Origin of the sequence: Exiguobacterium sp. s166, from assembly GCF_018618855.1 — a bacterium.
Taxonomy (GTDB): Bacteria; Bacillota; Bacilli; order Exiguobacteriales; family Exiguobacteriaceae; genus Exiguobacterium_A.
Genome location: NZ_JACSMU010000003.1, coordinates 1 through 13,308, shown reverse-complemented (window position 1 = coordinate 13,308; position 13,308 = coordinate 1). Strand labels below are relative to the sequence as shown.

General features: G+C 44.5%; 13 protein-coding genes. 8 read left to right on the top strand and 5 right to left on the bottom strand.

What is annotated here, in order from left to right:
• Positions 1-143 precede the first annotated feature (143 nt).
• Positions 144-1,616, top strand: a complete 1,473-nt coding sequence (gene putP, locus KNP93_RS07835) for a sodium/proline symporter PutP (RefSeq protein ID WP_214854337.1) — start codon at positions 144-146, stop codon at positions 1,614-1,616.
• Positions 1,617-1,668: 52 nt separating this feature from the next.
• Here the strand turns inward: putP and KNP93_RS07830 are convergent, their stop codons facing one another.
• The gene (locus tag KNP93_RS07830) at positions 1,669-2,385 is read right to left on the bottom strand and encodes a class I SAM-dependent methyltransferase (protein ID WP_251138719.1); all 717 of its coding nucleotides are present in this window, start codon (positions 2,383-2,385) and stop codon (positions 1,669-1,671) included.
• Positions 2,386-2,508: 123 nt separating this feature from the next.
• The gene (locus KNP93_RS07825) at positions 2,509-2,823 is read right to left on the bottom strand and encodes a hypothetical protein (RefSeq protein ID WP_012370605.1); all 315 of its coding nucleotides are present in this window, start codon (positions 2,821-2,823) and stop codon (positions 2,509-2,511) included.
• Between the two features lie 204 nt (positions 2,824-3,027).
• Between KNP93_RS07825 and KNP93_RS07820 the strand changes: the two genes are divergently transcribed.
• The 3 genes from KNP93_RS07820 (at position 3,028) to KNP93_RS07810 (ending at position 4,739) form a co-directional block, all read left to right on the top strand.
• Positions 3,028-3,507, top strand: a complete 480-nt coding sequence (locus KNP93_RS07820) for a GNAT family N-acetyltransferase (RefSeq protein WP_131502495.1) — start codon at positions 3,028-3,030, stop codon at positions 3,505-3,507.
• A gap of 94 nt (positions 3,508-3,601) precedes the next feature.
• A complete protein-coding gene (locus tag KNP93_RS07815; RefSeq protein WP_131502496.1) occupies positions 3,602-4,300 on the top strand; it encodes a queuosine precursor transporter in 699 nt (232 codons plus the stop codon).
• 82 nt (positions 4,301-4,382) lie between these two features.
• A complete protein-coding gene (locus KNP93_RS07810; protein ID WP_131502497.1) occupies positions 4,383-4,739 on the top strand; it encodes a PilZ domain-containing protein in 357 nt (118 codons plus the stop codon).
• Positions 4,740-4,877: 138 nt separating this feature from the next.
• Here KNP93_RS07810 and KNP93_RS07805 read toward each other — a convergent pair whose 3' ends face one another.
• Positions 4,878-6,551: a glycoside hydrolase family 13 protein gene (locus KNP93_RS07805; RefSeq protein WP_214854334.1), complete on the bottom strand. Its 1,674-nt coding sequence runs from the start codon at positions 6,549-6,551 to the stop codon at positions 4,878-4,880.
• Positions 6,552-6,761: 210 nt separating this feature from the next.
• On the opposite strand from KNP93_RS07805, the gene KNP93_RS07800 reads away from it, so the two are divergent.
• Genes KNP93_RS07800 through KNP93_RS07790 form a run of 3 tightly spaced genes read left to right on the top strand, consistent with a single transcriptional unit; the run spans position 6,762 to position 8,714 of the window.
• Positions 6,762-7,379 carry a hypothetical protein gene (locus KNP93_RS07800; RefSeq protein ID WP_214854331.1) on the top strand — a complete coding sequence of 206 codons (618 nt, stop codon included), beginning with the start codon at positions 6,762-6,764 and terminating at the stop codon, positions 7,377-7,379.
• Between the two features lie 58 nt (positions 7,380-7,437).
• On the top strand, positions 7,438-8,232 hold the full coding sequence (locus KNP93_RS07795) for a thymidylate synthase (protein WP_131502500.1): 795 nt from the start codon (positions 7,438-7,440) through the stop codon (positions 8,230-8,232).
• The gene (locus KNP93_RS07790) at positions 8,229-8,714 is read left to right on the top strand and encodes a dihydrofolate reductase (RefSeq protein ID WP_214854328.1); all 486 of its coding nucleotides are present in this window, start codon (positions 8,229-8,231) and stop codon (positions 8,712-8,714) included. Before KNP93_RS07795 ends, KNP93_RS07790 begins: the two co-directional genes overlap by 4 nt.
• A gap of 67 nt (positions 8,715-8,781) precedes the next feature.
• On the opposite strand, the gene KNP93_RS15870 is transcribed toward KNP93_RS07790, so the two are convergent.
• Positions 8,782-10,302, bottom strand: coding sequence for a diguanylate cyclase (locus tag KNP93_RS15870; protein WP_131972552.1), 1,521 nt, complete (start codon positions 10,300-10,302; stop codon positions 8,782-8,784).
• Positions 10,303-10,380: 78 nt separating this feature from the next.
• Complete coding sequence (gene fumC, locus KNP93_RS07780) at positions 10,381-11,775, bottom strand: class II fumarate hydratase (RefSeq protein WP_214854325.1); 1,395 nt, start codon at positions 11,773-11,775, stop codon at positions 10,381-10,383.
• A gap of 116 nt (positions 11,776-11,891) precedes the next feature.
• Between fumC and KNP93_RS07775 the strand changes: the two genes are divergently transcribed.
• Positions 11,892-13,208, top strand: coding sequence for a hemolysin family protein (locus KNP93_RS07775; RefSeq protein WP_214854322.1), 1,317 nt, complete (start codon positions 11,892-11,894; stop codon positions 13,206-13,208).
• Positions 13,209-13,308: the final 100 nt, after the last annotated feature.

The following is a 13,308-nucleotide window of genomic DNA, read 5'->3' as shown; positions in this document are numbered from 1 at the left end:
CGAGGGCTGAAGCCACTTTTCATGACATTGTGAAGACTTGCTTTGTCGTTTTAGACCCTGTAAGGTGGGGAACAAATCGATTGTGCTTATTTTGACAGATGAACGAACAGCGCAAAAAAAGATTAATTGGAGGCTTTATTGTTATGACGCAAGAATGGATTTCAATCAGCTTGTATCTGGTCATGATGCTTGCCATCGGTTACATTGCCTACAAGCGAACGACAAACACAGAAGATTATATGTTAGGCGGTCGAGACTTAGGTCCCGGAGTCACGGCACTATCCGCCGGAGCATCCGACATGAGTGGCTGGATGTTGATGGGATTACCCGGAGCCATGTACGCAACTGGTGTATCTGCTTTATGGCTTGCTTTAGGACTGTTAATTGGTTGTTACGTAAATTATTTGATTTTAGCGCCACGTTTTCGTCTTTATACGGAAATGGCAAATGATTCAATTACGATTCCTGACTTCTTAGAAAATCGTTTTAAAGATACGTCACGTGTCTTACGGACTGTTTCTGCAGTTGTCATTATCGTTTTCTTCACCTTCTACACATCAGCTGGTATCGTATCCGGCGGTAAATTGTTCCAGAGCTCATTCGGCTTTGATTATCATTATGGTATGCTCTTGACGATTGCGGTCGTCGTCGCCTATACACTGTTTGGCGGTTTTCTCGCAGTCAGTTGGACCGACTTCGTCCAGGGTTGTATCATGTTCATCGCCCTTGTCCTCGTGCCGGTCGTTGCCTTAACGGACGTCGGTGGCATCGATGGTGCCTACAACTATGCAGAAAACCTGGATCCTACATTGTTTGATCCATTAAAAGGCACAACATTCCTCGGAATCATCGGATTCCTAGCCTGGGGACTTGGTTATTTCGGACAACCGCACATCATTGTTCGTTTTATGGCCATTCGTTCGGTCAAAGATTTGAAAAAAGCACGCCGTATCGGGATTGGTTGGATGTTTATCTCGATTCTCGGTGCCATGATGACAGGACTTGTCGGGATTGCTTATTTTGAAGGGCAAGGCAATGGACTGGGCGATCCGGAGACCGTATTCATCCGTTTCTCTGACGTCTTATTCCATCCTTACATCACAGGATTCCTGATGGCAGCGATTTTAGCCGCTATCATGTCGACGATTTCGTCGCAGTTGCTCGTCACATCAAGTGCTTTAACAGAAGATTTTTATAAAACGTTCTTAAATAAAAAAGCAACAGACAAACAGCTCGTCTTGACAGGAAGAATTGCCGTCCTGGTCATCGCTGTCATCGGTTCCGTTTTAGCCTGGAATCCGTCAGCCACGATCTTATCACTGGTCGGTTATGCCTGGGCTGGTTTTGGTTCCGCCTTTGGTCCAATCATCCTGCTTTCGCTTTACTGGAAACGGATGACGAAACAAGGTGCACTCGCCGGTATGTTATCCGGTGCAATCACCGTCATCATTTGGGTTCAGCTCGGTCTCAGTACGACACTCTATGAGATGGTACCTGGGTTCTTCACTAGCTTATTCTTCACAGTTGTCGTTAGTCTCTTGACGAAACAACCGGTTGAATCGGTTCAAGAGAAATTTGACGATATGGAAGAAGAATTAAAAGAAGCAGTCGAATAATTTCAACCAATAAGTAAAACCCCTCTGAGTCTGACTCAGAGGGGTTTTGTCGTCATAATTCAAGGACACCATAATGCAGTTTGGATGATTTTCGTTTCGTCCGCACGAATCCGTATCGTTCAAATAACTCACTCTCAAAATGAGCTTTTAAGACGATTCTTTGTCGGGCGACTCGTTTGGCTTCGGCTACTACTTGTTCGGTCAACGGTTCATAGTTTGCCAGTTGTCGCAGTCCGTCAAGATGCGTTGATTCTGAAACGGTTTTTTCAAACATCGGATCAAAATAAATGACATCTATTGATTTGCTGGCACATTGCTTCAGGTACGTGAAGTGTTCCGCCAACTGAACTTCAATCTGTCGCATCGCATCAATGATTGGTTGGTATCCTTCGATCCATTGTTGTAATCCTTCCCGTACGATCAAGGCTGGCACCGGATTACTTTCTAAACCGATAACTTGACCAGACTGTCCGACTGCGTGACTCATGACGATTGCATCCGCTCCTAAGCCTAACGTACAATCAAGAACTGTCATCCCCTTTTGCAATCGGGCGATTGTAATCAATGGATCATGACCATTCCGGTCAAATTGTTTGATTCGAAAAACCGCACTGGACGGATGAAAGAAAAAAGAGCTGTCCGCATCTTGCGGATAATATTCCAATCGGTTTTTATCCACGACAAGAATGGGACGCTGATACTGCTCGTGAAGTGCCTGCAGTCCTATTTTTTTTCGCTCGATGACATCGAAGTCAATGGTTTGCTCCATTTCATAAAGTCGCTGTAATCTGGTCCTGACTTCATCTGTGGGCCTTAAGCACGTCGTCAATACGACTTTTTGTTTGTCCAATCCGTTTCACTCCCAGAAAAAAATAAGCTAGCCTGCGCCAGCTTATTTCTTTTTCTTCAATAACCCTTCGATATCTTCGATGAGGGCTTTTTTAGAAATTAAATCTTCTTGTTTTTCCTGCTCGACTTTGGCATCAACAGTCGTCCGTTGTAACAAGGCCTGCAACGTCTCATCGATACTTGATTTCAAGTGATCGCGATCTTCTTTATTTAATGCAAGATCATGACGGACTTCGTCCCCTTGTTCGTCAAGTTGGCGTAACCGCTCCGTCAATTGTTTCGCTTCCCGATTCAAATCAGAATATAAGCGTTCGATTTGTTCTAAGCGTAATTTGATTCCATCCCGTTCTGTGAACACATTTTCCAACCCCTTCCAGCATCCAGATGTCTACATCATTACTTTACCATATTCATCACGAATTGAAACAATCACAATCCGTTTACAACTTACTTTTTCGCTTTCCTACCGTTCCTTACTTCTCCAGCTATCTTTTGCAATTTGTTTCCTGAAGTCGCTATAATAAATGAGCAGAGTGAATTGCGATCAGAGGAGGACACCGTCATGGATTTAAAACGTCGAACACTACGTCATGTAGATCAGACTGAATTCGAACATTTTTTAAAGTACGGCGAACAGGCTTACGGATTATCTCGTCAGGAAATTCAAGGATACGACCATGAGCTCGGGGCCGAGCGCGCTTTTGATTCTGTTGAACACAGTTATTCCGAAGATTTCTACTTTGATCTTCTTGTCGACGAACAACTGATTGGTCGTGTACTCTTATTAAAAATGGGACATTATTTCCAACTTGATTTGATGATATTCGACCCATACAGCGGTCGCGGTTTTGGAACAAAGGCAGTACAACAGGCACTTGAGCAATCAAACGTATTGTCTCTTTACGAAGTACGTGCCCGTGTCTTACCGACGTCTCCCCATCAAGAGATCGCTTCTCAGATTTTGAAGACAAACGGATTCGTCAAACAAGACGATTATTTTAGTAAGGGTCGTCGTAAACGATATTCCTTACAACGCCCTTGAGGCTCGACCGACGCAATCAGGCGTCGGTTTTTTTGACATCGATTCAAAAAAAGCGTAAAATTTTGGATTGTATGATTCAGAAAGGAGTTCTCACATGAACGAATGGTTATGGTTTCCTTCCATCTTACTTACGATGGGATTGTTATTACTCAGTTATCGTCTGTTTGGTAAAACCGGTTTGATGATGTGGATTGCCATCGCAACGATTATTGCCAATATCCAAGTCACACAACAAGTTGAACTTTATTCTTATATTTTCACACTAGGGAACGTCGTATACGGAAGTTGTTATTTGGCTACCGACATCTTAAATGAAAAGTACGGAAAAAAAGTAGCGCGGCAAGGCGTCTACATGGGATTTTTCTCATTGATCACGACAACGTTATTGATGCAATACAGCTTATTGTACACACCACTTAATGACACCCTGGCGAAAGACATGTCGAGTTCTTTGAACCTGTTATTTGGTTTACTTCCTTGGATTGCGCTTGGTAGTTTGTCTGCCTACCTGGTATCACAATTGTTTGATGTCTTTATCTATTCAAAGATCCGTCAAAAGACGGGGGAAAAGAAACTTTGGTTACGGACAACCGGATCGACTGTCCTCAGCCAATTGATTGATACGTTGACGTTTTGTGCGATTGCCTTTCACAACTTACCATTTGATATTTGGTGGCAGATTTTCATTACCACTTATCTCGCTAAATTCGTCATTGCCTGGGTCGCCACTCCTTTCATGTATCTTGCTAAAAGGATTCACCCGACCACTCCATCTAAAGATTTAGCAGCTTGATACAATCACCTTCCTGATTTTCAACATTTCGCTAGAAGATTGTCCTCTTTTAACGGATAATGGAAATCAGGAGGTGTTCATCTTGAAGATCAAACGCAACGAATCTTTCCGGTTTCATTTTGATGAACCGGTTGCTGGTGAATTTTATCTTGTCAAAGGTGGACAACGGACGCCGATTGGATCGATGAATATTCATAATATCTCACCTAGTGGCATGGCGATTGCAACACCGCTGAAGCTGCCGATTGACCGTTCGATGTCGATTGTCGTCGAATTTTCTCTTATACGTGGTCTCGAACCATTGAAGCTGAACGGACGGATTTTGCATGAAAAATGGCTCGATTCCCAGCGTTTGTATGGCATACGACTCGAAACAACTAAAGATGAGCAACAGCAGATTATCGATACGATTAAACAAGTCGTCAAAGCGACCTCTTGAATGTCGTGTATTTTACTTAGAGTAGAAGTTCGTGACTTTTCTTTAATCGAAAGAACGGACTTCAACAACCAAAAACAAGGATGGCGGATTTCATGTCCGCCATCCTTGTTTTTTTCCTTGTTTACATGCTGTTCTTTTTTACCGGAATATTCGGTAGACGATTGCTTCATATGGCCGAAGGACCAACTCTTCTTTCGAGACCAACGGAGAGTCGTTGTAATTTCCGATGACTGAATCAGAGGTATCGTGTGAAAGTGGAACGGTTACTTTGTCTTTACTGAATGAGCAGTAAACGTACCATGTTTCATTTTCATATGTTCTTGTATAGGCATAGATATCGGTCTCATCTTCTAAAATCAACGCATATTCGCCGTATACGATTAAATCGTGCTGATGACGTAACGCAATCAGCTGTTTATAGTAATAGAAGATTGAATCAGAATCTGCTAAGGCCTGTTCGACGTTAATGGATGGATAATTCGGATTGACCTTCAACCAGGGTGTTCCTGTCGTAAAACCGCCGTGCTCGGTCGCATCCCATTGAATCGGTGTCCGGGCATTATCCCGCCCCTTGATGTGGATAGCACGCAATAACTCTGCCGGTGAAGCCCCCTGCTCGGTCCGCTCTTTCCACATATTGCGGATTTCGATATCCTCATATTCCTCAATCGATTCAAAGGCAACGTTCGTCATGCCGATTTCTTCCCCTTGGTAAATGTAAGGTGTTCCTTTTAACATGTGAAGCAATGTCGCTAACATTTTAGCGGATTCAACACGATACGTCGTATCGTCTCCGAATCGACTGACGACCCGCGGCTGATCATGGTTATTCCAGTACAACGAGTTCCAGCCTTTCTCATGTAAGGCAACTTGCCACTTCGTAAAGTTTTCTTTTAGCTTTTGAAGATTGAACGGTTGGACATCCCATTTGCCTCCTGGACCGGAATCCAAGTCCATATGTTCAAATGTAAAGACCATGTTGACTTCTTTCCGTTCCGGATCCGTATACAGGATCGCATCTTCGGTCGTCGCTCCTGGCATTTCCCCGACCGTCAATACATCATACTGACCAAACGATGCATCATTCATCTCTGTTAAAAATTCATGAATTCTTGGTCCATTAATATAATGTTGTCCGCCGTCTCCATATAGAGCACCGGGAGGAACCGTCGCATCCGGAAGACCGGATGTCTTCGAGATTAAATTGATGACGTCCATCCGGAAGCCGTCAATCCCGCGATCCAACCAGCGGGTGATCATCTGATACACTTCTTGACGGAGTTTTTCATTTTCCCAGTTGAGGTCGGGCTGTTTTTTAGAAAACAGATGCAAAAAATATTCGTTTGTCGTTTCATCTAATTCCCAAGCCGGTCCGGAAAAAATCGATCCCCAGTTGTTCGGCAACGTACCGTCTTCGTTGGCACTTCTCCAAATGTAATAATCGCGATACGGGTTGTCCTTGCTTTTCCGTGACTCGGCAAACCAGGCATGTTCGTCCGAGGAATGGTTGACTACGAGATCCATTACGATTTTGATGCCCCGCTCATGCGCCTGATCGAGTAGACGATCAAAGTCCGCCATCGTTCCAAACTCGGCCATGATGGCTTCATAATCCCGAATATCATATCCATTGTCATCGTTTGGTGAGTCGTAGACAGGGCTCAGCCAAATGACATCAATTCCAAGTTCTTTTAAGTAATCCAATTTTTCAATGATACCGACAAGATCTCCAATTCCGTCTCCATTGGAATCCTTAAAACTACGCGGATAAATTTGATAGACTACACTGTCATGCCACCATTTTCGTTCCATATGATTGATCGACTCCTCTTGTGAACAATTTATGCAAGCGATTGCACTTTTCAATAAAGCGCTTCCATTTATTTCATCGTTAGCGTATCACGAATATTGTAACCAGTACAAGAGGATTCCCTTATCCGGATTCCGGTATACTGGAACTAGCGTTTTACGTTTGAATTTTTCCGATAGAGGAAAATGATTTAAGAGAGGAGGCGTACCAACATGTACCGTCGTTATTTATTGTTTCTAGTCTGGGCTGTTGCCATTGTCTTCATTCTACTATTTGGGAATAACAGAGTTTTTCCTTCCGGTTTTCTTTTGTCCTTTTTACGGTTTGATCAAAGCCAGTTCGATACGTCTGCACTCAGTTTATTTACATTACTTGGCATCTATCCAGCCGCCTTTTTCATGCTCTTTTTAGATGAAAAACGGTTCTTAAAACCTTCACCGATGTTAGCAAGTTTTGGCGCATTTGCGTTAGGATCATTTATCCTCATGCCGTATCTAGCTCTCGCCATCCCGCGTCAAACGTTTTTGCCGTTTCGACGTCAGAAGTTCATCCCTTACGTTGTCGCACTGCTAGCTGTTCTGTCAGCCGTCATCATCTGGTTAGCTTTAGCACGTTCAGACTGGTCTATTTTCCAAGTCTATTTCATGACAAATCAATTCGTTCGGACGATGACTGTCGATTTGGTGATGTTTTATATTTTACAGCTGTTCATGTTACACAGAATACGGGCGCGACAAGACGGACGCCTTGGCTGGCGGGATATCGTACCGTTGTTTGGCCTGTTCAGTCACTTGTTCCGGCTTCACCTTCCAACTTCTTCCAACAGTTGATTCAATCCAGGATGTTCGGCTACAATAGGAAGATAGCTTTAATAGGGGGACATTATTCATGAAACAGTATCATCAACTTTGTCAGGAAATCTTAACGAACGGCATCAAAAAAGAAGATCGGACGGGAACCGGGACCATCAGTATTTTTGGTCATCAAATGCGGTTCCCTTTACAGGATGGTTTTCCGATGATAACGACGAAAAAGTTACATATGAAGTCCATCATTCATGAATTGATTTGGTTTATCTCCGGTGAAACCAACATCTCCTACCTGCAAGAACATGGAGTCCGCATCTGGAATGAGTGGGCGGACGAAGATGGCAATCTCGGACCGGTCTATGGTGCCCAGTGGCGTTCTTTCCCTAAACCGGACGGCACGACAGTCGATCAATTAGCAGATGTCATTGAACAGATCAAAGTGAATCCGGACTCGCGTCGTTTAATTGTCAGCGCTTGGAATCCTGGTCAATTGGAAGAAATGGCTTTACCGCCTTGCCATTTGCTGTTCCAATTTTATGTGGCGGACGGAAAACTATCTTGTCAGCTTTATCAGCGGTCAGCAGATGTCTTCTTGGGTGTACCGTTCAATATTGCTTCTTATGCCTTATTGACCCATATGATTGCCCATGTGTGTAAACTTGAGGTCGGCGATTTTGTTCATACTTTAGGTGATGCCCATATTTATTCGAATCACTTGGATCAAGTCAATCTCCAATTGAGCCGGAATCCAAAACCTTTGCCGACGATTCGTTTTGCCCGGGAAGTGGAACGTATTGAAGATTTTACGTTTGACGATATCATCATTGAAGGATATGATCCCGATCCGCATATTAAAGGAGTCGTCGCCGTATGATTTCGCATATCGTTGCCTATACAAAAAACCGGGTCATTGGTCGGGATAACGAGATGCCCTGGCATCTCCCTGCTGATTTGGCCCATTTCAAGAAAACGACTTACGGCAAACCGGTCATCATGGGCCGAAAAACATTTCTGTCAATCGGACGTCCATTACCGGGTCGCGAAAATATTGTCATTACGCGTGATCCAAATTTCCATTCAGAAGGAATCACCATCTGGCATGATTTAGACGGACTGGCTGCTTTCGCGGAGTCGGAAGAGGAAGTCTTTTTGATTGGCGGTGGTGAACTGTTCCAACAAACACTGCCACTTACCAAGCGGATTTATGCGACGGAAATCGATGCCATCATTGAAGGGGATGTTTATTATCCCGAGATCCCGGTTGACTTCGTTTGTTTGTCCGAGATGTTTCATCCGGTTGATCCACAACATTCAGAAGCTTTTACGATCAAACAGTTTGATCGTCCTCTCCGTTAACATTCTTTTGTTTTCAAAAGACACCTCGACTTCTATAAAGTCGAGGTGTCTTTTTAGTATACTGCCGTTACGGAAGACGAATCACCCATTGTCGAATTTGCTCTTCTAATTGATGTGGATCGAGAGGAGACAAACAATAATCCGTAACGCCTCGTTCAAGCGCTTGACCAAGCAATTGATTTTCTTCGCCGGCAATCGCAATCACGTCAATGATTTGGTCACGTGTCTGCTTCCATTCATCGACAAGCTTAAAATTTGATGCTGCCAGTTCTTCAAGCGGCATGACATACAATTGAATCGCGCCAACTGTTTTTTGATTGTCCGCCACGAGATCAAAATCATATTTCGGATGGCTCGGGATTTCCATCAGCGAAAGAGATGGAAGAATCGACTTTTCGATTTTAATGACGGCTTTCACTTTCTCTTTGGCAGTTGCCATTGCATAGACGATAACCTGATTTCTCCCATTTCGCTTGGCTTGATACAGCGCTTCGTCCGCTTCCGATGTCATTTCCTCCAAATCCAGCATTACATCATCAATGACTGTTAATCCGATGGAAACCGTCACTTTCAATCCATTTGGAAATGTATGACGTTCAATCCGTGCCCGAACTTTCTCCATCATTTCTGTAGCATGATTCGAATCATCCGCACTAAACAACACCATGAATTCTTCTCCACCAAAACGAATCAATTCGTCGTCTTGTCGAAGAGCTTGTTTCGTCAAGGCAGCCAGTTCGGTCAACACAAGATCCCCCGTTGGATGACCATGTGAATCATTGATCCGTTTAAAGTGATCTAAATCAAAGATGGCAAGGGCAAACAATTGACCATCACGTTCTAACCGGGATGTCCGTCTCCGGTAAGCATTTTGGAGGTATTTCCGGTTAAAGGCTCCTGTCAATTCATCGACTAACATCGACGAAGAAACTGTCCGGAGTTTTCGGAGCAAACGCTTCAGACGAATTTTACGTTCATCGATTCCGACGGTTTCATCCCAATAGTCGTCTGTCCCGAGCGCATAACAAGCTTGACGGACACCCGGGTCATTTGGACCAATCAAAATCAGGGGAATAAACGATGCTTCTAATTTTTTAAACAACTTCACAATCAATGCGTCATTCGTCATTCGGATGATTTCGTAGTCGATCAACATCGCATCGACATGCAAATCGTATCCGACTTCCAATGTATCTTCGATGGATCCAAAGAAACGGGTCATGTATCGTTCTTGTTCCAGTGCTTTTTTCCACTGAATATTATCTAAAAACCGTTTTGTGACCGAAAGAATCATTTCTTTCCGGACGACTTTTTTCCGTCCCCGTTCTGATAGATGATCGATGACCGGTGCGAGTAGTGTCACGATCTGTTCATGCGGCACTTCTTCTACCACACTGTCCAACTCACTCACCCAGCGAGCAGTCTGCCGTTCGAAAAATTCTGCTTGATCGTGTTCGCTAAACCGGTTAAGCCACTGTGCGAAAACAAGCAACTCCGATTTTGGAACAGAATCCATCCGGAGTAAGCGTTCGACCATGAGAATCGTTTGATCGATTTGTTTTTCAATTTGTTTTTTTGTTGTTTCCACAAGTCTTCCCTCTCTTTCTATACAGCCGAAATCATCCGTTCGACTGAAAAGAAAACGAGGGAGGACCCTCGTTTTCGATTATGCCTTTAGGTTAGGATGGACCATCTCTGCTGGAACGATCCACTGGTCATACTGTTCTTCTGTCAACAAACCGGTTGCAAGCGCAGCCTCTTTTAAAGTTGTACCCTCTTTATGAGCAGCTTTAGCAATCCGAGCTGCATTTTCATAGCCGATATGCGGATTCAGTGCCGTGACAAGCATCAGCGACCGTTCGACGTTCTCGGCAATGACCGTCCGTTCCGGCTCGATTCCGATCGCACAATGGTCATTAAAGGACTGAAGAGCGTCCGTTAATAAACGAACCGATTGGATGTAGTTATACATGATGACCGGTTTAAAGACATTTAATTCAAAGTTCCCTTGGCTTGCTGCAAAACCGATTGTCGCATCATTCCCGAGAACTTGAGCGGCAACCATTGTCAGCGCTTCACTTTGTGTCGGGTTGACCTTTCCAGGCATGATTGAACTTCCCGGTTCATTTTCCGGTATCGTGATTTCACCAATTCCCGCACGGGGACCCGATGCCAACCAGCGGACATCATTGGCGATTTTCATCGCATCCATCGCCAGGGCCTTGATGGCGCCATGGGAAAAGACAAGTTGATCATGACTTGTTAAGGCATGGAACTTATTTTCTGCGCTGACGAATGATTTCCCGGTTTCTTGACTCATTTTTTCAGCCGCCCGGTCTCCGAATTCTGGATGGGCATTGATTCCGGTTCCAACTGCAGTCCCGCCAATGGCTAGCTCCGTCAATGGCTCTAACGTCAACTCAATCATCTTTTTCGAAAGCTGTAACATACGGACCCAACCACTGACTTCTTGTCCCAGTGTGATTGGTGTTGCGTCCTGTAAATGTGTCCGTCCAATTTTGACGATGTCTGAGAAGGCTTTTGCTTTCTCATCGAGCGTCGCATGGATGGCATCAATCGCTGGTAACAGTTGATCGATGACAATCGTTTTCGCTGCGATATGCATCGCGGTCGGATATGTATCGTTCGAACTCTGTGATTTGTTGACATCGTCATTCGGATGAATGACTTGCTTGCTTCCCCGTTCGGCAAGTTTTCGTGTCGCGACCCGTGCGACGACTTCATTGACGTTCATGTTCGACTGTGTACCTGATCCGGTTTGCCAAACGACCAGTGGAAATTCTGCGTCGAATTGTCCGGCGATGATTTCGTCACATACTTCAGCAATCACTTCGGCTTTCTCTTGATCCAGGACACCTAAATCACGATTGGCTAAAGCCGCCCCTTTTTTGAGAACCGCAAATGCCCGAATGATTTCAATCGGCATTTTTTCTGTTCCAATCTTAAAGTTTTCCAGGCTCCGTTGTGTTTGTGCTCCCCATTCTTGTGTTTCCGGGACACGAATTTCCCCCATCGTGTCGTGTTCTAAACGGTATTCCATGCTAATTTCCCCCTTTATCTGCTGATACATTAATAGTTTAACGGAAACCGTGACGAATGGGAATGATAGAGGCCAGTTTGGGGAATAGTTTGTTATCGAAAAGGAGTGAATGCTTGATGTGGTTGATTAATTTAATGATTGTCCTGCTGTTGATTTTAGCAAACGGTGTGTTCGCGATGACAGAGCTCGCCTTGTTATCTTCGAAGAAATCAAAACTACAGCAATATGCCGATGAAGGAAAAAAATCGGCTCAAGTCGCACTGGACTTTTTAGAACGTCCAACAGATTTACTATCGACGGTTCAAGTCGGTATAACCTTGATTGGCATCATCAACGGAGCATTTGGCGGTGCTGCATTATCCGCCCCTTTGATTAGCTGGCTGTCGGGCTTTTCATGGCTGGCTCCTTATGCCAGTACGGTCGGCTATATCGTGGTCGTCACCATCATCACCTATTTATCGCTGGTTGTCGGTGAACTGGTCCCGAAACGGATCGCCCTTGTCAGTCCGGAGCGTGTCACGATGGTCTTGGCACAACCGATGCGCTTATTCTCGAGTATTTTAAGACCGTTTATCTTCATCTTAAGTAAATCAACAAGTGTTATTTTTCGGATGATCGGACTTGATCGTCTTCAAACGGAAGACGAGACGGAAGATGAGGTCAAACAATTACTGATTCGCGGGACGAAAGAAGGAACGTTCGCCATGTCAGAAGCAGAACAGGTCTCTCGGGTATTTGCCTTTCATGATCAGTTAGCGTATGAATTAATGGAACCGCGTACGGTAACGGAATGGATTGACTTAACGGACTCACCGGAACAAATCTTAGCAGATTTACGGACTGCAAAACACCGGAATCTTCCCGTCGGTCACGGTGATTTGGATCACTTTGTCGGATACATCGATGCGAAGGAAATCCTGGCTGCCGAGCAACCGATTGCTGTGATCGAGTCGATGATTCATACACCGCTCATTGTCCCGAAACAATTGCAAGCGACCGTCCTGCTCGAACGAATGCGAAAAGAAACGGTTTCGATTGCCTTTGTGCTCGACGAGTATGGCGGCTTTTTGGGGATGATTACGCTGTTTGATATTCTCGAAGCATTTGTCGGTGAAATTACAACTGTTGAAGAGGAGCCGGAACTGGTGCAACGTACGGATGGATCTTACCTGGCGGATGGATTGTTGCATATTGATGACCTAAAGCGTGTTCTTGGTATCAAAACAGATTTACCGGGCGAAGCAAAAAATACGTATCATACGGTGGCTGGACTAGTCTTATATCTGCTCGGCGAATTTCCGGTCCGGGGAAGTCATGTCACGAGCGACGGCTACCGTTTTGAAGTCGTCGACTTGGACGGTCGACGGATTGATCAAATCTTAATCGAACGACTGGAGGAACCTGTCGACGATATATCCCTACCAAAAAGCTGACCGGGTCATAGATGAACTGCCCCATAAAAGTTGGACATGAAAATCCAACTTTTATGGGGTGTTTTTTATGGTCAAATATACGAAGGCGTTTAAAATCCAG

Bases quoted from the DNA above. Each gene is read 5' to 3' on its own strand.
- putP (WP_214854337.1), top strand. From the start codon at position 144: ATGACGCAAGAATGGATTTCAATCAGCTTGTATCTGGTCATGATGCTT.
- KNP93_RS07830 (WP_251138719.1), bottom strand. From the start codon at position 2,385: ATGGAGCAAACCATTGACTTCGATGTCATCGAGCGAAAAAAAATAGGA.
- KNP93_RS07820 (WP_131502495.1), top strand. From the start codon at position 3,028: ATGGATTTAAAACGTCGAACACTACGTCATGTAGATCAGACTGAATTC.
- KNP93_RS07815 (WP_131502496.1), top strand. From the start codon at position 3,602: ATGAACGAATGGTTATGGTTTCCTTCCATCTTACTTACGATGGGATTG.
- KNP93_RS07805 (WP_214854334.1), bottom strand. From the start codon at position 6,551: ATGGAACGAAAATGGTGGCATGACAGTGTAGTCTATCAAATTTATCCG.
- KNP93_RS07800 (WP_214854331.1), top strand. From the start codon at position 6,762: ATGTACCGTCGTTATTTATTGTTTCTAGTCTGGGCTGTTGCCATTGTC.
- KNP93_RS07795 (WP_131502500.1), top strand. From the start codon at position 7,438: ATGAAACAGTATCATCAACTTTGTCAGGAAATCTTAACGAACGGCATC.
- KNP93_RS07790 (WP_214854328.1), top strand. From the start codon at position 8,229: ATGATTTCGCATATCGTTGCCTATACAAAAAACCGGGTCATTGGTCGG.
- fumC (WP_214854325.1), bottom strand. From the start codon at position 11,775: ATGGAATACCGTTTAGAACACGACACGATGGGGGAAATTCGTGTCCCG.
- KNP93_RS07775 (WP_214854322.1), top strand. From the start codon at position 11,892: ATGTGGTTGATTAATTTAATGATTGTCCTGCTGTTGATTTTAGCAAAC.